The sequence below is a fragment of the Flavobacterium sp. genome, assembly GCF_025352425.1.
Taxonomy (GTDB): Bacteria; Bacteroidota; Bacteroidia; order Flavobacteriales; family Flavobacteriaceae; genus Flavobacterium.
Genome location: NZ_JANXTI010000049.1, coordinates 1 through 20,167, shown reverse-complemented (window position 1 = coordinate 20,167; position 20,167 = coordinate 1). Strand labels below are relative to the sequence as shown.

Below are 20,167 nucleotides of genomic sequence, written 5' to 3'. Positions count from 1 at the left end.
CAAACTATTTTTTCTTCATAAACATATTGGTGTAGTATTTTTTTCCGGTTGTTTCATCAACTGTTACGGACATACCCAAATGAGTGTAATCACCTTCGATGTTGGCTTTGTGAGCCGGGCTGTTTAACCAGGCACTCATCGCGCTTTCTGCGGTTTGGTAGTTGTAGGCAATGTTCTCTCCTACTTTTTCTGCTCCTAATACTTCAACCAGGTTGTTAGATCTTTGTTGGAAATAATCGTGATTTACAACGTTATTATCAATCATGTAAATGTTGTGCTCTTGTGATTTATAAGAGATGTGATTGATAACTTCAAGTCGATTCAATCCAATACTTGCACGATAATCATTGATAAGTGTAACAAGTTTCAACTCAGTGTCATTGTAATTGTAGGTAGTTACAATTTGTTTGTCAGTTGAAGAACCTTCTGAAGAATCAGAAGAACAAGATACCATAGTGAACACGATTGCTAACGGCAACAATGCTCTAAACATTTTTGCTTTCATAGTAGTAGGTTAAGTTTTTAATAAAGTAGATGTGGGGCAAACACTTTATAAATTATTATTGACAGTTTTTAATAAAGTAGATGTGGGGCAAACACTTTATATAATTTAATTTGAAAGAACGTATTGTTTTATTCGTTAGACAATTCTACAACTTTTACCGTTTAAAGTACAAATAAATTCGACGAAATACACTTTTATTTATTTACATAAAGAATATTTCTTACTTTTATGCATTTCGTCGATATTTATTTATATGGTTCCAAAACTAAAAAACCACTTCTGAGAGTGGTTTAAAAAATATCGAATACTTAGTCATACAATTTATGGTGAAAGCCTATCAATCTTCCAGTTAAAATCGGCTTGTAGTTTGTATCTGATTCTGTCGTGAAGTCGGTTAGGTCTTCCTTGCCAAAATTCAACTTCTATTGGTTTAACCAAAAAGCCGCCCCAGAATTCCGGTCGTGGAATTTCTCTACCTTCAGAAGTAGATTCCAAATCTTTTAATTTATTATCCAAATAGTCTCTTGATGGTATGACTTCGCTTTGCGCGGACACTATGGCTCCTAATTTGCTTCCATCTGGTCTTGAGCTGAAATAATTATCTGAAATGGTTTCCGAAGTTTTCTCTGCAATTCCTTTAATGATAACCTGTCTTTCCATACTATGCCAAAAGAATGAGAGACAAATGTTGGGGTTGTTTAGCATAGCTTTCCCTTTTTCGGAATTATAATTGGTATAGAAAATAAATCCTTCCTCATTGAATTTTTTAAGCAATACTACTCTCGATTTTGGGAATCCATCTAAACCGATGGTAGCAACTGTCATAGCGTTGACCTCATCTACACCCCCAAAATCTTTGGTTTCATGAAACCATTTGTGGAATAAATTTATGGGATCTTCCGGAATAGTATTTTCCAGAAGCTGGCTTTTCTCGTAGGACTTTCTATAATTGCTTAAGTCTTCCATTTTACTTTTGTTTTAACATTAAAAATTAACATATTTCTTTTGGGAACAATTGTATTAGAATTCAAATGTTTTACCATCTTCAGCAAGTAGCACATCAGAAAAAAGCATTTCTGCTTCCTGCCTGAATAAATCAATTGAATCATATCTTGTGCTGTAATGTCCCAAAATTAATTGCTTAACATTTGCTTTTACTGCTATTGTTGCCGCCTGTTTTGGAGTGCTGTGCATTGTCTTCTCAGCTTTGTCGGCTTCTGATTCTAAAAATGTGGTTTCGTGATACAACACATCACAATTTTCGATTATTGGAATAATAGATTCGTCATACATTGTATCGCTACAAAATGCATAGCTTTTGGGCTGTATTGGATCAAAAGTGATTTCTTCATTTTGAATTGTAGTTCCATCATCAAGGGTGATATCGCTTCCATTTTTTATTTTTTGATAATAACAAGTATCAATTTTATATTCCTTAACAGCGTCAATATTCAGTTTTCGGTCTCCAATTTTTTCCTGAAACAGAAATCCATTTGTATATATTCGGTGTTTTAAGGGAATTGTTTTTACCAATACTTTTTCATCTTCGTAAACAATCTCACTTTCTTTCGATGTTAATTCATGAAAATATAAATTATATCCTGTGAACGAATTAGAATAGCGCAATTGAAGCAATATAATTTCCTTTACGCCTTTTGGTCCATAAACATGTAAATCGGTTTGGCGGTTGAGCAACATGAAGGTTGAAATCAAACCTACTAATCCATAAAAATGATCACCATGTAAATGCGAAATAAAAACATGACTGATTTTGGAAAACTTCAGCTTGTTTTTACGTAGTTGCACTTGTGTTCCTTCACCACAATCAATCAGAAACATGTGATTTCTAATTTCCAGGACTTGTGATGTTGGATTAGTTATAGTTCGAGGAGTTGCTGCATAACAGCCAAGAATGGTTAATTTCATTATATACTAAAATCCTAAATCGCGTTCTATCTCTTCCATTTCTATAATGTCATGAGCTTCTAAAATTGTTGGAACAAGCGTAATGTTGTTTGGAACAGTATTAAAATTAACGCTATTGGCCACAAGCACTAACGACTTCTTTCCTTTGGTATGCGTTTTAATTAAGTCATTAAAAAGTTTTATATCATCCATGGTCAACCCTTTATCAAGAGATAAATCAACTATAATGTTTTGTGATTTAAAACTATTATACTCGTGATGTAGCTTTTGATAAAACTCAGCAGTATTGCCTTGAGTATTTCTAATAGTTGTGGTATGTCCTTTTTGCTCTACTTTCATTTGAAACGCGGATATTATATTATGAGGCTAATTTACTAAGATTTTGCCACTATTCAGTGATTTATCATTATGATATTCATTTTGATGATGTAGTTCACAGAAAATAATGGTTTTTCATCGGTAAAATGCTCCTTTTTTCAATATTGTATAGACGAACTGCTCAAAAAAACGTCGAAAACCCTTGAATTCATTGATTTTGTCGTTTAAACGAGTTTTGAGGTTAGTTACCGAAAATATTTTCCGCATGAGAACTGTTGCAGTAGTTTTGATAAAGAAATAAGAAACAAACCCCAATATTATGACAACAGCTAATAACAACAGAATTCAAACAAACATCAAATTATTTGTTGCATTCGTATTATTAGTATTGTCTTCAACTGGAGCATTTGCTCAAACAAACACTACTTGTGTTGTTGCAACTACTTCAACTGAGGTTTCTGCTTCTAAAGATGTTACTACTGTTATCACTACTGATAATGCTGTTGCTTCTACTTCAATGGATTTCGCAGTTTGGTTCATGGGTTCTAAAAAAACTACAAACACTACATCAAACGGAACATTCAGCAAAAAACAATTGATTAACTCTGGTATCAACACGAACAGTGTATTAATCAGATCGTTTTTGAAAAAAGTTTCTACTCAAGAAAATGGTGTTGCATAATTATTTTTTCAAATATATTTTGGTTAGTTTAGGAAACTAAAAAGTCCCGATTTAAATCGGGACTTTTTTATATAATCAATTTTATGATTTGATAATTAGTTTTTAGCTTTTAATGCTTTATACTTATCTGTCATATCAAGTGCATTGTAAACGCTTAATAAAGTTTTTCTTGCCGCTTCATCATCAGCTTTTAGTTCGACTGCTTTTTCAAGATATGGAAGCACAAACTTAAAGTTCTTTTCCCTTTCGGCCTTAATTACTTCGTAGCGTTTGTTATCTTTTTCAGAAGTTCCCAATTTATTCATTTCTGTCACAAATTTTTCATCAGCTCTTAATTTCAATTCAGCTAAATTTAAATTGGCATTAAAATAATTTGGGTCTAATTCTAATGCTTTTTTATAATATTTTTCAGCGTCATCAAGTTTGTTAGCATTGCTACTAACAACTCCTAAGTTGTAAACTAAATCAACATTATTTGGTTCTTTTTCTAATGCCTCGTTAACTAATCTTTTGTAGTTTTCAACATCATTAACCTTTAAAAACAAATCTGCTTCGGTAATAATAAGCGATGTATCATTTGGATTTTCTTTTCTCGCAGCAGCTACCGCCGCTTTAGCTTCATCAACTTTACCAGCATCCACCAAAATTAAGGCTATGTTTTTATAAATTTCTCCTCTTTTAGATTCTAATTTTTCATCTCGGGGTTTTTCATGTGTTCCCGTTTTTATAAATAAATCCCTTTCTGTTTTAGAAGAAAATGTTTCTTCCTTTTTACTGATTTTATTGGTTGCCACATATACAGTTCCTTCACCAGTATAATTGAGTGCTTTTAATTCTTTGTAATAATTCAATGCTTTTTCATAATCTTTCGCATTTGTTGCATAGTAGGCAGCATAAAACAATTTGTCCTGATCCTTTTTATCTAATTGATAAATAGCATATAAAACATCTGCAGCTTCCTTATTTTTTTTAGCATTAACAAGTTCTACAGCAATATTTACCATTAAAGGTTTATATGAAGTAATCGTTTCATTAATATCGTCTGTATAAATCTTCTTGCCTGTTTTTTTCTCATAATCTAAAGTAGCATTCAAACCTATTGCTAAATCATTTATAGATTTGAAAGAATAAGCGCTAGCTATTTGAGCTGGGGTTACACTTGTTCCGTAAGAAGCAATTTGCAAAATTGGCAACATAGACTTATAAAAATTAGCGTAGACGACATCTCCTTCCTCGGTTGCAAGTGGAGTTAGTTTGTCAAGATTTGCTCTATATTCAGCAACATCATTTGCTGAGGGAATATCTTTAGCATAAATTTTCTTTAATGCTTTTAACTCATCTTTTTGTGCAAAAGATGAAACAGAAACTAAAACAGCCGTAGCTATCACAATGTGTTTGATTCTCATTTTTTTTATTTTTAATTTATAATTTTAAAAAATCACCAATTAAAATATTTTAATTGGTGATTTCTTTGTTATTTATTCATCGTCTTCAGAATCGTCTTCAGCATCATCATCTTCAATAATCTCCTCATCTTCATCTTCCTCTACTGAACCATCATCTTCAAGAACTTCTAAAAGGGGCTTTACTCTTTCTATAGCCTCTACTTCGATTACATTTCCGTCTTCATCTAATTCTGGCTCAGAAACATCATCTTTCATTACTTTGGTAACCGCAGCGATAGAATCGTTTCCTTTGATGTTGATAAGTTTCACACCTTGCGTTGCTCTACCCATTACACGTAAATCTTCGACTGCCATTCTGATAGTCAATCCTGATTTGTTGATAATCATTAAATCGTCAGCATCTGTAACCGAATTGATAGAAATCAGTTTTCCGGTTTTCTCTGTGATGTTCAATGTTTTTACACCTTTTCCACCACGGTTTGTAATTCTGTATTCATCCAGTGAAGAACGTTTTCCGTAACCGTTTTCGGCAACCACCAAAATTTCACTTTCCATGTCGTTTACAGTAACCATGCCAATTACTTCATCTGTTTCATCTTTTAATGTAATTCCACGTACACCAGAAGCTGTTCTTCCCATTGGCCGCGTTTTGGTTTCTTCGAAACGAACTAGCTTTCCTGACTTGACAGCTAAGATAATCTGGCTTTCACCATTTGTTAATTGAGCACCTAATAATTCGTCATTCTCTTTAATTGTGATGGCCGCAACTCCGTTAACTCTTGGTTTAGAATATTTGTCCAAAGATGTTTTCTTAACCTGGCCTTTTTTGGTAACCATAATAAGGTTGTGGCTGGTGGTGTATTCTTTATCTTTTAAGTCTTGTGTACAGATAAATGCTTTAACCTTATCATCAGATTCGATATTGATAAGGTTTTGCAATGCTCTTCCTTTGGCAGTTTTACTTCCTTCCGGAATTTCATACACACGCATCCAGAAACATTTTCCTTTTTGGGTAAAGAACATCATGTATTGATGGTTTGTGGCAACATACATGTGCTCTAAGAAATCCTGATCTCTTGTTCCTGCGCTTTTTTGTCCAACGCCACCTCGGTTCTGCGTTTTATATTCGGTAAGGTTGGTACGTTTAATATAACCTGCGTGCGAAATTGTAATTACTACATTTTCATCGGCAATTAAATCTTCGATACTTACATCACCTCCAGAATATTCAATAAGTGAACGACGGGCATCACCATATTTATCCCTGATTTCTATAAGTTCTTCTTTAATTAATGCAGTTCTTAAATTTACATCCGCCAATAATGCTTTCAAATGCTCGATTAATTTGATTAACTCTTCATATTCAGCTCTCAATTTATCTTGCTCAAGACCTGTTAACTGACGCAAACGCATTTCAACAATAGCACGAGATTGGATGTCGGATAATTTAAATCGTTCCATCAATTTTTCTCTTGCTTCCTCAGTATTTTTGGAACCTCGAATTAAAGCAATTACTTCGTCAATATTATCAGAAGCAATGATTAAACCTTCTAAAATATGGGCTCTTTCTTCTGCTTTGCGTAATTCAAATTGTGTTCTTCTAACCACAACATCATGACGGTGTTCAATAAAATAATGAATCATATCTTTCAGATTCAACATTTGCGGTCTGCCTTTTACTAGTGCAATATTGTTGACACTGAACGAAGATTGTAGTTGTGTGAATTTATATAACGTATTTAAAACTACGTTTGGGGTAGCATCACGTTTCAAAATATAAACGATACGCATACCGTTTCTATCTGATTCATCACGAATATTTGCAATGCCTTCTATTTTCTTTTCATTAACTAAGTCAGCAGTTCTTTTGATCATGTCTGCTTTATTGACTTGATAAGGAATTTCAGTAACTATGATAGATTCACGACCATCAACTTCTTCAAAATTGACTTTGGCACGCATTACAATTCGACCACGACCAGTTTTGAATGCTTCACGAACGCCTTCCATACCATAAATAGTTCCGCCAGTAGGAAAATCTGGAGCTTTGATATGTGTAATTAATTCATCTATTTCAATATCATTATTATCAAGATACGCTAAGGTTCCGTTTATAACTTCGGTCAAATTATGTGGTGGCATATTGGTTGCCATACCTACAGCAATTCCTGTTGCTCCATTTATTAATAAAGTGGGAACGCGAGTTGGCATTACTGTTGGCTCATACAATGTGTCATCAAAGTTTAACTGAAAATCAACAGTTTCTTTTTCAATATCAGACATTATTTCTTCCGAAATCTTACGCATTCTGGCTTCAGTATAACGCATTGCTGCCGGGCTATCGCCATCAACAGAACCAAAGTTACCTTGACCGTCAACTAATAAATAACGTAAACTCCACTCCTGAGCCATACGAACCATGGCGTCATAAACCGAAGTATCACCGTGTGGATGATACTTACCTAAAACTTCTCCAACAATTCTTGCGGATTTTTTGTGAGCAGATTTTGAAGTTACTCCTAAATCATACATTCCGTATAACACTCTTCGATGCACTGGTTTTAAACCGTCGCGCACATCTGGCAATGCTCTTGAGACAATAACCGACATCGAATAATCGATGTAAGCTGATTTCATTTCATCTTCGATGTTAATAGGAATTAACCTTTCTCCGTCAGACATATTCTATAAATTATTTAATAAAAATTACTTTAAATTCTAAACGTGCTAATATAGAATATTTAAAAATTTAAGGGCCTATTTTTGCTCGTAAATTTCAATGATTTATTAACAAAATAGGTGTTGTTTTTGGTTAATAAATTACTTGTGCACTTGCTTTTTTTATTGACTTTTTTTTTGTCAATTAGCTGACAGTACATTTAGTCGGAATGATTTTTGTTAGAATGATTTTCAATAGCTAAATTTACATTACCAAATCTATATTTATGGATGATAATTTTTCACCTAGAGTTAAAGACGTTATCACCTACAGCAAAGAGGAAGCCTTGCGCTTAGGTCATGATTTTATTGGAACCGAACATTTGATGCTTGGAATTTTAAGAGACGGAAATGGTAAAGCAATTACTATTCTCAATAATCTTTCTATTGATTTAGAACATTTGAGGAAAAAGGTTGAAGTGCTCAGCCCGGCAAATCCAAATGTTGAAATCAGTAACGAAAAGAAAAATCTACACTTGACTCGTCAAGCGGAACGTGCCTTAAAAACTACTTTTCTGGAAGCTAAAGTTTTTCAAAGCACGTCTATTAGTACTGCACATTTATTATTGTGTATTTTAAGGAATGAGAATGACCCAACAACCAAACTATTGCATCGTCTGAAAATAGACTATAACGTAGTTAAAGAACAGTATTTAAATATGACACCAAGCGAAGAAGATTTTAATGATAATTTGCCAACAAACGAATCTTATAATGAGGATTCAGGACAAGATGACAGTTTGAAAGAAGGCAATTTTAACAATCCGGCAAATAAAACCAATAAAAAATCTAAAACACCTGTTTTGGATAATTTTGGTCGTGATTTAACCGAGATGGCCGAAGAAGGAAAACTCGATCCTGTAGTTGGTCGTGAAAAAGAAATTGAAAGAGTTTCTCAAATTCTTAGTAGAAGAAAGAAAAATAATCCATTATTAATTGGTGAACCTGGTGTTGGTAAATCTGCCATTGCTGAAGGTTTAGCCCTTCGGATTATCCAAAAGAAAGTATCCCGAATTTTGTTTAACAAAAGAGTTGTAACTTTAGATTTAGCGTCTTTAGTTGCCGGAACAAAATATCGTGGACAATTCGAAGAAAGAATGAAAGCCGTGATGAACGAATTAGAAAAGAATGATGACATTATTCTTTTTATTGATGAAATTCATACTATCGTTGGTGCTGGTGGCGCAACAGGTTCGCTTGACGCTTCCAATATGTTCAAACCGGCTTTAGCAAGAGGCGAAATACAATGTATTGGTGCTACAACGCTTGACGAATACCGTCAGTATATAGAGAAAGATGGTGCGTTGGAAAGACGTTTCCAAAAAGTAATCGTAGAACCAACATCCGTTGAAGAAACCATTACGATTTTGAATAACATCAAAAATAAATACGAAGATCACCACAGTGTGACCTACACCGATGAAGCAATTGAAGCCTGCGTTAAGTTGACCAATCGTTATATGTCTGAGCGTTTTCTTCCGGACAAAGCTATTGATGCACTGGATGAAGCCGGTTCTAGAGTTCACATTACCAATATTGATGTGCCAAAACAAATTTTGGAATTAGAACGTCAATTGGAAGAAGTGCGTGATTTAAAAAATTCGGTTGTTAAGAAACAGAAATATGAAGAAGCAGCCAAACTTCGTGACGATGAAAAGCGTTTAGAAAAAGATTTAGCTATTGCACAGGAACAATGGGAAGAAGATTCAAAAAATAATCGCATTCAGGTTACCGAAGATAATGTTGCCGATGTAGTATCAATGATGACTGGAATTCCTGTTAACCGTATTGCACAAACAGAAAGCAATAAATTGGCGCATTTACCCGATTTAATTAAAGGAAAAGTAATTGGTCAAGACGAAGCTGTATTGAAAATCTCCCGTTCGATTCAAAGAAATCGTGCCGGTTTAAAAGATCCAAATCGCCCGATTGGGTCGTTTATTTTCTTAGGACAAACCGGTGTTGGGAAAACACAATTGGCCAAAGTTTTAGCCAAGGAATTATTTGACTCTGAAGATGCCTTGATTAGAATCGACATGAGTGAATACATGGAAAAGTTTGCCATTTCCAGATTAATCGGTGCACCTCCCGGCTATGTTGGCTATGAAGAAGGTGGACAATTAACTGAAAAAGTCAGAAGAAAACCATATTGTGTTGTGCTTTTGGACGAAATTGAAAAAGCGCATCCCGATGTTTTCAATATGATGTTACAAGTATTAGACGATGGATATCTGACGGATAGTTTAGGCCGAAAAATCGACTTTAAAAACACAATCATTATTATGACTTCTAATGTTGGTGCGAGACAATTAAAAGATTTTGGACAAGGTGTTGGATTTGGAACTGCAGCAAAAATTGCGCAAGCCGACGACAATTCAAAAAGCGTTATCGAAAATGCTTTGAAGAAAACCTTCGCTCCTGAATTTTTGAACCGAATTGACGATGTAATTGTTTTCAATCCATTAGAAAAACACGATATCGATTTGATTATCGAAATCGAGTTAAAGAAACTGTTTGGCAGAGTTTCCGAATTAGGATATACTTTAAATCTTTCAGACAAAGCCAAAGCGTTTATTGCTGAAAAAGGTTTTGACAAACAATTTGGTGCGCGTCCGCTAAAAAGAGCAATTCAAAAATATGTTGAAGATGCATTAGCAGAGGAAATAATCACTTCTAAAATTGCTATCGGAGATATCATCTTTATGGATTTGGACGAGGCCACACAGGAGTTAACCGTCGCCATCCAAAAAGCAAAAAAATCCACGAGTTAAAATAATAAAGTAACTTTAAGCCACGAACCAACTTCGTGGCTTTTTAATTTTAAAAACAATGATAAAAAACAAACATCTTTTAATTCTATTTTTTGTAGCGATGATACTCGTTGTCATAGGAGCTTTATTTAAAATAATGCATTGGGAATTTACCGGAGTAACCGGAAATACGTTACTATCCATTGGGTTATTATCCGAAGCAATTGTTATTGTACTGTTGATAATTAAAATAACAAGAGATAACAAATCCGGTTTTCTAAATAAATAATGAATGCGTATTTAGACATAGTACTGAGAAGCGTTGCAGTATATCTTTTTATGCTGATAGCCATACGCTTGTTTGGCAAAAAAGAATTATCTCAACTAAATACCGCCGATATCATACTAGTGCTACTAATCAGTAATTCGGTGCAGAATGCCATGGTTGGAAGTAATTCTTCTCTTGAAGGCGGATTGGTAGCAGCTCTAGTCTTGTTTGTTCTTAATTTTATTTTGAAGAAAATAATGTTCAAATCGAAAACCGTTACCCAATTGCTTCAGGACAAACCGGAAATTCTAATTCACGATGGTATTATTGATTTTAAAGCCTTGGCGAAATTGGAAATTTCATCGCCTGAACTGGAAGAAGTAATCCGCGAACATGGCGTTGAGCATTTTACCGACGTTAAATTAGCCATGATGGAAATTGACGGGAACATAAGCGTGATTTCAGGTGATAAAACACTTAAACAAACACGCCACAAACGCAAAATCCATAAAACACTGGGGACAATAAACAATTAGATTATGAATAAAAACAGACTCGAAGCTTTTAGCGATGGCGTGTTAGCAATTATAATCACCATCATGGTCCTCGAATTCAAACTTCCTGAAGGTTCACAGTATGCTGATTTGGAGCCATTACTACCAAAGTTTTTAAGTTATGTCCTGAGTTTTATCTATATCGGAATCTACTGGAACAATCATCACCATATGATGCATACAGTGAGACAGGTGAACGGTAAAATCCTTTGGGCAAATTTACATCTGTTGTTCTGGTTATCCTTAATTCCGTTTGCCACAGCATGGAACGGCGAAAATCATTTTGCCTCAACTCCAATGATGTTGTATGGAATTATTTTGTTGATGAACGGAATTGCCTATTACATTTTGCAGCAACTGATTTTAAAAGAACATGGTAAGGATTCATTATTGTCAAAAGCGATTGGTGCAGACTTCAAAGGAAAATCATCTCCTGTTTTATATATTATAGCTGTACTATGTGCGAACTTCTATCCTATAGTTTCAGGCGGAATATACATCTTTGTTGCCCTGATGTGGCTAATTCCAGATAGCAGGATTGAACGCATTTTCAATGAATAATAAAACCTTATAACCTTTTTACAAATGAACATCCTATCACAACTAATTATCGGATATATTGCTGCTTTGCACATTTATATATTATGGCTTGAAATGTTTGCCTGGACAACACGTGGAAGAAAAGTTTTTAAAACCATTCCTGAAGACCAATTTGAAAAAACAAAAGTCATGGCCGCTAACCAAGGATTATACAATGGTTTCTTAGCTGCCGGATTGATTTGGTCACTTTGCATTACAAATGTAGATTGGAGTAAAAACATCGCCATCTTTTTTCTTTCGTGCGTATTAGTTGCCGGGATTTATGGTGCTATGACCGCTTCTAAAAGAATTTTCTTTGTACAGGCGGTTCCTGCGATTTTAGGATTGTTGAGTTTTATGTTAAAGATTTAATCCTCCAACTCCACCATAAAGCTGTTCAAAAACGCCACCGAGTTTTCAATGTCGTAATGCAAAATTCTGTCTTCTTTTACCAACGACACTTCTTCACGATATGATTTTAGGAATGACTCAATAAATTCACTCGATTTCAATGGTTCCCTGAAATGAATTGCCTGAGAAGCATTCATCAATTCGATTGCCAAAATCCTTTCAACGTTTTCCATAACCTTCAAGCATTTCGTAGCAGCGTTTGCTCCCATACTTACATGATCTTCTTGTCCATTGCTGGAAACAATGCTGTCAATACTTGCCGGAGTTGCCAATTGTTTGTTTTGACTGGCAATACTAGCCGCTGTATATTGCGGAATCATAAGTCCTGAATTTAATCCCGGATTGTCAACTAAGAAAACTGGCAAACCCCGTAAACCTGAAATCAGTTGGTAAGTTCTTCTTTCAGAAATGCTTCCCAATTCGGATAACGCAATCGCCAGGAAATCTAAAGCCAATGCTAAAGGTTGCCCGTGAAAATTTCCTCCCGAAATGATTACATCTTCTCCAACAAAAATATTTGGGTTATCGGTAACCGAATTGATTTCGGTCTTGAATATTTTTTTTACATAATCAATTGTATCCTTTGAAGCGCCATGCACCTGCGGTATACAGCGGAACGAATACGGATCCTGAACATGCTCTTTTTGCTGGGCAATAATCTGACTTCCATCGAGCAATTCCTTCATACGCTTTGCAGTCATAATCTGTCCTTTGTGTGGACGAACAAAATGAATCAATTCATCAAAAGGCTCTATTCTTCCATCAAATCCTTCCAGCGAAATTGCCGAAATCACATCTGCAAAATAAGAATATTTCATTGCTTTCAATAAGATGTAACTTCCGTACGAACTCATAAACTGCGTCCCGTTTAATAATGCCAAACCTTCTTTTGACTGCAATACAATTGGTTGCCAGTCAAACTTCTTCAACACTTCTGAAGCATGAACTTTTTTGCCTTCAAAATTCACTTCGCCTTCGCCTAATAATGGTAAAGACAAATGCGCTAACGGAGCCAAATCACCACTTGCACCAAGCGAACCCTGAGTATAAATTACAGGAAGAATATCGTTGTTGTAAAAATCAATCAAACGTTCCACCGTAATCAATTGCACACCGGAATGTCCGTAGCTCAACGACTGGATTTTAAGCAACAGCATAATCTTTACTATTTCAGCCGGAACTTCATCTCCGGTACCACAAGCATGCGATTTTACAAGGTTTTCCTGTAGTTGAGACAAATCTTCATTGGATATTTTCACATTACATAACGAGCCAAAACCAGTGTTTATTCCATAAATCGGTTTATCATTGTTCACCATTTTTTTATCTAAATATTCCCTGCATTTTTGAATATTTATCCTGGCTTCTTCAGAAAGCGAAAGCGATTTATGTTGAGAAATAATTTCCTGTAAAGTCTCTAATGTCAATACTTCCGAACTGATATAATGTGCGTTTTCCATTTTTAGTTTGCAAATTGTGCTCAAAATTCAATAAACAATCGTTAAAAAACAAGTTTTGTTCATAGTATTTTATTGAGAAATTGGTAACGAAACTCTACATCTGATAGAAAAAATCCTAATATCTTTTTCTCATTCCTTCAAAAATACGATTTTGACAAAAATTAACGTAAAACTTTTTTACTGCGCAAAAAATGCTATTTTTGGAAAACTATGTGGAAAATTAACAACAAATACTCTTTAACAACTGCGGCTAATTCATTGGCTGTAACGAATGTTGCTACCACATCAACCACAACCCCATTTGGGGTATAATCTTTCATATAATCCTTATCCATGGACTTTCATTTAGAAAGACAACAACTCATAATTCATAATTCACAACTCATAATTCAATCATGATAGTATTAAAATTTGGCGGTACTTCAGTAGCCAATTCAGAAAATATTTCAAAAACAATAGCCATTGTAACCCGTAAAAGCAAAGAAGACCAACTAGCTGTAGTGGTTTCCGCATTCAGTGGCGTAACCGATATGCTAATCTTAGCCGGAAAAACGGCTTCAGCAAAAGACAAAAACTATAAAGACATCGTTAGCCAAATTGAAAAAAAACACAAAGATGCCATTGACGAATTAGTTCCGTTGAGCGAACAAAGCGACCTTATTGATACTATTAATGGCAATATCAACCACTTAAAAACATTATTGGACGGTTGTTATCTTCTGGGCGAATTGTCAAATAGAACGGCTGATATTGTAGCTGGTTTTGGTGAATTATTATCTTCCCAAATTATTGCCGTAGCGCTGAAACAAAAAGTAAGCAATTCCGCTTTCAAAGACAGTCGGGAGCTAATTAAAACCGATTCCAACTTTGGAAAAGCAAGCGTTGATTTTGGCGTAACCAATAAATTGATTTCTGATTATTTTAAATCCAATACCAATCAGGTAGTGTTGTTTCCCGGTTTTATAGCTTCTTCTATTGATGGCAATACAACAACTCTTGGTCGTGGCGGCTCTGATTATACTGCGGCAATTATCGCTGCAGCTGTAAAAGCTGATATCTTGGAAATCTGGACCGATGTCAACGGCATGTTTACAGCCAATCCAAGAATTGTAAAACAAGCCCAGCCAATAGAGACTATTTCATATCAGGAAGCAATGGAGTTGTCGCATTTTGGTGCCAAAGTATTGTATCCTCCAACGATACAACCAGTATTGAAAGACAGCATTCCTATTTTCATCAAAAACACTTTCGAACCTGAAATATATGGAACGCTGATTTCTGATAAGCCAAAAGCCACAGCCAATCCTATCAAAGGAATCACACATATTGATAATATTGCATTGCTGACACTAGAAGGTTCAGGAATGATTGGTGTTGCCGGTTCTTCCAAGCGTTTATTCGAAGTGCTTTCGCAAAACAACATCAACGTGATTTTTATTACACAAGCTTCTTCGGAACACTCTATTTGTATTGGTATTCTTAATGCTGATGCCGATAAAGCCAAAGCGGCAATAGATAAAACCTTTGAAAGTGAAATTGCACAAAACAAAGTGGAACCAACGATTGTCGAAAAAGACTTATGTATTGTGGCTTTAGTAGGCGAAAGCATGAAAAACCATCAGGGAATAAGCGGGAAAATGTTCAGCACGCTGGGTAAAAACAATGTGAATATCCGAGCCATTGCGCAAGGTGCATCCGAAAGAAATATCTCTGTAGTAATCAATGAAAAAGACGTTAAGAAAGCCCTGAATACATTGCACGAGCGTTTCTTTGAAGACAATACCAAGCAATTGAACTTATTCGTAATGGGCGTTGGTAATGTGGGTGAGAAATTCATTGACCAAATCAGTCAACAGAAAAAGTTCCTAAAGGAAAACCTGAAAATCAACCTTCGTGTCATTGCTATGGCAAACTCGAGAACAATGATTTTCGACGAAGATGGAATTGATTTGAAAGACTGGAAAACTGCATTGGCAACAGGTGAAAAAGCAAACGTTGAAAGCTTTATTACCAAAGTAAAAGTCCTCAACCTGCGCAACAGTATTTTTGTCGATATAACGGCCAACTCGGATATTGCAGGTATTTATGATAAGTTCTTAAGCGAAAATATTGCGGTAGTTACATGTAACAAAATAGCGTGTTCATCGGAATATGACAATTATAAAAACCTTAAAAGCCTTTCTCGAAAATACAATGCTCCTTTCCTGTTTGAAACAAATGTTGGGGCAGGATTACCGATCATCGACACATTAAAGCACCTGATTGCTTCGGGAGATAAAATAAATAAAATACAAGCGGTTTTATCAGGAAGTCTGAACTTTATTTTTAATAATTTCAGTGAAGTTTATAATTTTCATGATGTGGTTAAAGAAGCAGGTGTTCAGGGTTTTACAGAGCCCGACCCGAAGATTGATTTAAGCGGTGTTGATGTTGCCCGGAAAATACTAATCCTTATCCGCGAAAGTGGTTACAAGATGGATATTGGAGAAATAGAAAACGTTTGTTTCCTACCGGATGAATGCATGGATACAAACAATAATGAAGATTTCTTCAAATCGTTAACCAAACACGATGCGCATTTCAACACACTATTGGCTGAAGCCAAATCAAAAGACAGCCGCATTAAATTTGTAGCTAAATTTGATAACGGAAAAGCATCGGTTGGTTTGCAATTTATCCCAAAAGAAAGTCCGTTTTATAATCTTGAAGGAAAAGACAATATTGTCGAGTTCTACACCGACCGTTATGTTGATCAACCATTAATTATAAAAGGTGCCGGTGCCGGTGCCGCGGTTACAGCTTCAGGGATATTTGCTGATGTAATTAGAATAGGTAACGTATAAATCATGGAAAACCAAGTCAAAATCTTCTGCCCTGCCACTATCGCCAATCTCAATTGCGGATTTGACGTTATGGGATTGTGTCTTGAAGGCATTGGTGACGAAATGATTATTCGGAAAGTAGCTGAAAAAGGAATCAGGATAACTAAGATTACCGGAGCAGATTTACCATTGGAAACGGAGAAAAACGTAGCCGGAGTCGCAGGTTTGGCATTATTGAATGCAACTAAATCTGACTTTGGTTTCGAAATTGAAATCCATAAAAAGATAAAAGCAGGAAGTGGAATCGGAAGCAGTTCTGCAAGTGCGGCTGGAGCCGTTTTTGGTATTAACGAACTTCTGGGCAGGCCTTTTATCAAACACGAACTGGTTTATTTTGCCATGAAAGGTGAAGTTGTTGCCAGTGGTAGCGAACATGCCGATAATGTGGCGCCGTGTATTTTGGGAGGATTTACTTTGGTTCGGGGTTACAATCCGTTGGATGTAATAAAGATTGAAAGTCCATCTGAGATTTATGCTGTTGTGCTGCATCCACACATTGAAGTAAAAACTTCGGATTCCCGTGCCGTTTTATCACCAACAGTTTCTTTAAAATCTGCTATTACGCAATGGGGAAACCTTGGCGGATTAGTTGCCGGTTTGTATACAAAAGATTATGAACTTATCGGACGTTCTCTAAATGATGTTATAGTAGAACCTGCCAGAAAGCATTTGATTCCCTATTTTGATACAATAAAGTATGCTGCATTGCAAAGTGGCGCTTTAGGTTCCGGTATTTCAGGTGCGGGACCATCTATCTTTGCGTTGTGTAAAGGAGAAATGATTGCTAATATTGTTGCCAAAAGCATGAGTGATGCCTACACGAATACGGGAATTCCTTTTGATATACACATCTCGAAAGTAAATGATGAAGGAACAAAGACAATTACGACCCGAGGCTGAAAGCCGAATTGAACGAAGTTAATTAAGAATTATCAATTACGAATTATGCGCTATTATAGTCTAAACAATAAATCACATAAAGTTAGTTTTGAGGAAGCCGTTGTTGCCGGTTTAGCACCTGACAAAGGGTTGTATTTTCCGGAAAGCATCACTCCACTTCCGGATTCTTTCTTTGCCAATATAGAAAACCTTTCTCACGAAGAAATTGCTTTTGAGGCAATTAGACAATTTGTGGGCAATGCCATTCCGGAGCCGGAACTTAAACGCATTATTGCGGAAACTTTGTGCTTTCATTTTCCATGTGTGCCTGTGGAGGACAATGTATTTTCTTTAGAACTCTTTCACGGACCGACAATGGCATTCAAGGATGTCGGTGCCCGATTCATGTCGCGTTGTTTGGCTTATTTCAACCGCAATGACAACAAGCAGGTAACCGTTTTGGTTGCTACTTCAGGAGATACAGGCGGTGCTGTTGCTAGTGGCTTTTTAGGTGTAAAAGGGGTTGAAGTAATTATACTTTACCCTTCAGGAAAAGTGAGTGATATTCAGGAACGACAACTGACGACGTTGGGACAAAACATAAAAGCACTGGAAGTTGACGGCGTTTTTGATGACTGTCAGGATATGGTTAAAAAGGGATTCCTTGATGATAGTCTGAAACATAAGAACCTAACTTCGGCCAATTCTATCAATATTGCACGTTGGCTGCCACAGATGTTTTATATTTTCTTTGTGTACCAACAATTAAAGAAACACAACAAACCAATTATATTGTCGTGCCCTAGCGGAAACTTTGGAAACATTTGCGCGGGCATTATGGCGAAAAAACTGGGCTTGCCTATTTCCCACTTTGTAGCGTCGACCAATGTGAATGATACCGTTCCCAGGTTTTTGGAGAAAGGAAGTTACGATCCCAAACCCTCAATAGCTACCATTTCCAATGCCATGGATGTGGGTAATCCAAGTAATTTTATCCGTATTCAGGAATTGTACAATAATGATTTATCGGAATTTGAAAAAGACTTCTCATCCTATTCATATACCGATTCTGAAACAGAAGCCACCATCAAAGACCTTTACAACCGAACAAAATACATAGCTGAACCTCACGGTGCTGTGGGTTATCTAGGCTTAAAAAAAGAAATGGCAAAACATCCAAACAGTATCGGAGTGTTTTTAGAAACGGCACACCCAATTAAATTCCTGGATACTGTGGAACCATTACTCGATTTGAAACTCCCTATACCAACACAGATAGAAAGTGTACTTGGGAAGGACAAAGTAAAAACTAAGATAAAAACGTATGAAGAGTTTAAATCCTTTTTAAGATAATCAATTTCACAAATAAAAAATACCCGAAATACTAATAATGTTTCGGGTATTTTAGTTTTAGTTATTTATTTTTTAATTATTAATAACTACTTTTTTAATAATACTGTAAGCCTTCGTTTGTATGCTTAAGAAGTACAAACCAACACTTAAATCACTAATATCTATTTCTAAATTATTGGTACCCGCTTGTGCCAAAATCACTAATGAATAGACTACTTGACCTTGACTGTTTCTCAATAATATCGTAGTGGTCAATGCCGTATTTAACCAAAAAGAAACATTTACAAACCCGCTGGCCGGATTTGGAAATACTATTACCGACGGTGTTGCAAAAGTAGCTGTCGCCGAAAAAGGACTGAGACCCCCTACCGTGGTTGAACAAACCGCTTGAACCTGCCAAATATAATAACTTCCGGGAGTCAGGCTGGTAAGAGTGATTACGTTGGTGCCGGCAGTAACCGTAGTAAATTCAAGAGTCGCACTATTTGCTTTTTTATACCGAATAATATAAGCAACTGCCCCTGGAACAGCATTCCAATGAAGTATGGCATTGGTCTGATTAATGTCTGTTGCGAGCAAACCTGTTGGTGTACCGCAAGGGGCTGTAGTACAAGCCTCGGTAGTAAACGTGCCACCTGCTGACCACGGACTAACAGTTATTATAGGAGCGGCTGCGGGTGAATTTGTACAAATCAATTGTGCCTGCCACTCGTAAGTATTCCCACAAGCTAAATTGCCCAACTGATAAGGTAAGGTCACGTGCTCAAGATATGTCCAGGTTGTTATGTTTGCTCCGTGATAACGAATATTAAAGGTACCCGCATTGCTTGAGGTTGGAGATAAATATAAAGTTGCTCCGGTCTGACTTACATTGGTTGCTGATAATCCCGTTGGCGCATTGCATGGTGTTACCGTACAAGTCAAAGTAGTAAATGTTCCTGCCACTGACCAAGGGCTAACTGTTGTTATAGGCGCGCCTGTTATTGGGTTTGTACAAATCAATTGCGCCTGCCATTCGTAAGTAGTTCCACAAGCTAAATTACCCAATTGATAAGGCAAAGTAACATGCTCAATGGTAGTCCATATTGCGTTCGCTCCGTGATAACGGATGTTAAACGTACCTATATTATTTGAGGTTGGAGTTAAATACAAATTAGCTCCGGTCTGACTCACGTTCGTTGCTGATAATCCCGTTGGCGCATTGCATGGTGTTACAGTACAAGTCAAAGTAGTAAATGTTCCTGCCACTGACCAAGGGCTAACTGTGCTCAGGGTTGTGCCTGGGGTGGAGGTACAAATCAATTGTGCCTGCCACTCGTAAACAGTTCCACAAGTTAAATTACCCAATTGATAAGGTAATGTTACGTGCTCAAGGGTTATCCATGTTGTTGAATTACTTCCGTGATAACGGATGTTAAATGTACCTGTATTATTTGAGGTTGGAGACAAATATAAATAAGCTCCTGTCTGACTCAC

At 36.1% G+C, this 20,167-nt stretch carries 17 protein-coding genes; 8 read left to right on the top strand and 9 right to left on the bottom strand.

What is annotated here, in order from left to right; all coding sequences use genetic code 11:
* Positions 1–4 precede the first annotated feature (4 nt).
* The 4 genes from Q0Q99_RS06975 to Q0Q99_RS06960 form a co-directional block, all read right to left on the bottom strand.
* Complete coding sequence (locus Q0Q99_RS06975) at positions 5–505, bottom strand: CAP domain-containing protein (protein ID WP_293893457.1); 501 nt, start codon at positions 503–505, stop codon at positions 5–7.
* A 321-nt stretch (positions 506–826) separates the two neighbouring features.
* Positions 827–1,471 (bottom strand): pyridoxamine 5'-phosphate oxidase, encoded by a 645-nt coding sequence (pdxH, locus tag Q0Q99_RS06970; RefSeq protein WP_293893454.1) that lies wholly within the window; start codon positions 1,469–1,471, stop codon positions 827–829.
* A gap of 54 nt (positions 1,472–1,525) precedes the next feature.
* On the bottom strand, positions 1,526–2,431 hold the full coding sequence (locus tag Q0Q99_RS06965) for a ribonuclease Z (protein WP_293893451.1): 906 nt from the start codon (positions 2,429–2,431) through the stop codon (positions 1,526–1,528).
* Between the two features lie 6 nt (positions 2,432–2,437).
* Positions 2,438–2,770 carry a ribonuclease Z gene (locus Q0Q99_RS06960; RefSeq protein WP_293893447.1) on the bottom strand — a complete coding sequence of 111 codons (333 nt, stop codon included), beginning with the start codon at positions 2,768–2,770 and terminating at the stop codon, positions 2,438–2,440.
* 298 nt (positions 2,771–3,068) lie between these two features.
* On the opposite strand from Q0Q99_RS06960, the gene Q0Q99_RS06955 reads away from it, so the two are divergent.
* Positions 3,069–3,431: a hypothetical protein gene (locus tag Q0Q99_RS06955; RefSeq protein ID WP_293893444.1), complete on the top strand. Its 363-nt coding sequence runs from the start codon at positions 3,069–3,071 to the stop codon at positions 3,429–3,431.
* 95 nt (positions 3,432–3,526) lie between these two features.
* Here the strand turns inward: Q0Q99_RS06955 and Q0Q99_RS06950 are convergent, their stop codons facing one another.
* Both Q0Q99_RS06950 and gyrA read right to left on the bottom strand, forming a co-directional pair.
* Positions 3,527–4,837: a tetratricopeptide repeat protein gene (locus Q0Q99_RS06950; RefSeq protein WP_293893441.1), complete on the bottom strand. Its 1,311-nt coding sequence runs from the start codon at positions 4,835–4,837 to the stop codon at positions 3,527–3,529.
* Between the two features lie 72 nt (positions 4,838–4,909).
* Positions 4,910–7,519 (bottom strand): DNA gyrase subunit A, encoded by a 2,610-nt coding sequence (gyrA, locus tag Q0Q99_RS06945; protein WP_293893438.1) that lies wholly within the window; start codon positions 7,517–7,519, stop codon positions 4,910–4,912.
* Between the two features lie 263 nt (positions 7,520–7,782).
* Here gyrA and Q0Q99_RS06940 point away from each other — a divergent pair, with 263 nt between their 5' ends.
* From Q0Q99_RS06940 to Q0Q99_RS06925, 4 genes are all read left to right on the top strand, one after another.
* Positions 7,783–10,326, top strand: coding sequence for an ATP-dependent Clp protease ATP-binding subunit (locus tag Q0Q99_RS06940; RefSeq protein WP_293893435.1), 2,544 nt, complete (start codon positions 7,783–7,785; stop codon positions 10,324–10,326).
* Between the two features lie 267 nt (positions 10,327–10,593).
* Complete coding sequence (locus tag Q0Q99_RS06935) at positions 10,594–11,109, top strand: DUF421 domain-containing protein (protein WP_293893432.1); 516 nt, start codon at positions 10,594–10,596, stop codon at positions 11,107–11,109.
* 3 nt (positions 11,110–11,112) lie between these two features.
* Positions 11,113–11,688: a TMEM175 family protein gene (locus Q0Q99_RS06930; RefSeq protein WP_293893429.1), complete on the top strand. Its 576-nt coding sequence runs from the start codon at positions 11,113–11,115 to the stop codon at positions 11,686–11,688.
* 24 nt (positions 11,689–11,712) lie between these two features.
* Entirely contained in the window at positions 11,713–12,078 is a 366-nt protein-coding gene (locus tag Q0Q99_RS06925; RefSeq protein ID WP_293893426.1) for a DUF1304 domain-containing protein, read from the top strand.
* On the opposite strand, the gene hutH is transcribed toward Q0Q99_RS06925, so the two are convergent.
* Entirely contained in the window at positions 12,075–13,577 is a 1,503-nt protein-coding gene (gene hutH, locus Q0Q99_RS06920; protein WP_293893423.1) for a histidine ammonia-lyase, read from the bottom strand. The two genes, Q0Q99_RS06925 and hutH, sit on opposite strands and share 4 nt — an antisense overlap.
* Positions 13,578–13,771: 194 nt before the next feature.
* A complete protein-coding gene (locus tag Q0Q99_RS06915; RefSeq protein WP_293893420.1) occupies positions 13,772–13,912 on the bottom strand; it encodes a hypothetical protein in 141 nt (46 codons plus the stop codon).
* Positions 13,913–13,972: 60 nt separating this feature from the next.
* On the opposite strand from Q0Q99_RS06915, the gene thrA reads away from it, so the two are divergent.
* The 3 genes from thrA to thrC are packed head-to-tail and all read left to right on the top strand — an operon-like array spanning position 13,973 to position 18,691.
* A complete protein-coding gene (thrA, locus tag Q0Q99_RS06910; protein ID WP_293893417.1) occupies positions 13,973–16,420 on the top strand; it encodes a bifunctional aspartate kinase/homoserine dehydrogenase I in 2,448 nt (815 codons plus the stop codon).
* 3 nt (positions 16,421–16,423) lie between these two features.
* Positions 16,424–17,359, top strand: a complete 936-nt coding sequence (locus Q0Q99_RS06905) for a homoserine kinase (protein WP_293893414.1) — start codon at positions 16,424–16,426, stop codon at positions 17,357–17,359.
* 45 nt (positions 17,360–17,404) lie between these two features.
* On the top strand, positions 17,405–18,691 hold the full coding sequence (gene thrC, locus Q0Q99_RS06900; protein WP_293893411.1) for a threonine synthase: 1,287 nt from the start codon (positions 17,405–17,407) through the stop codon (positions 18,689–18,691).
* Positions 18,692–18,763: 72 nt separating this feature from the next.
* Here the strand turns inward: thrC and Q0Q99_RS06895 are convergent.
* Positions 18,764–20,167 (bottom strand): fibronectin type III domain-containing protein (locus tag Q0Q99_RS06895; RefSeq protein ID WP_293893408.1); only part of this gene is annotated, 1,404 nt, incomplete at its 5' end.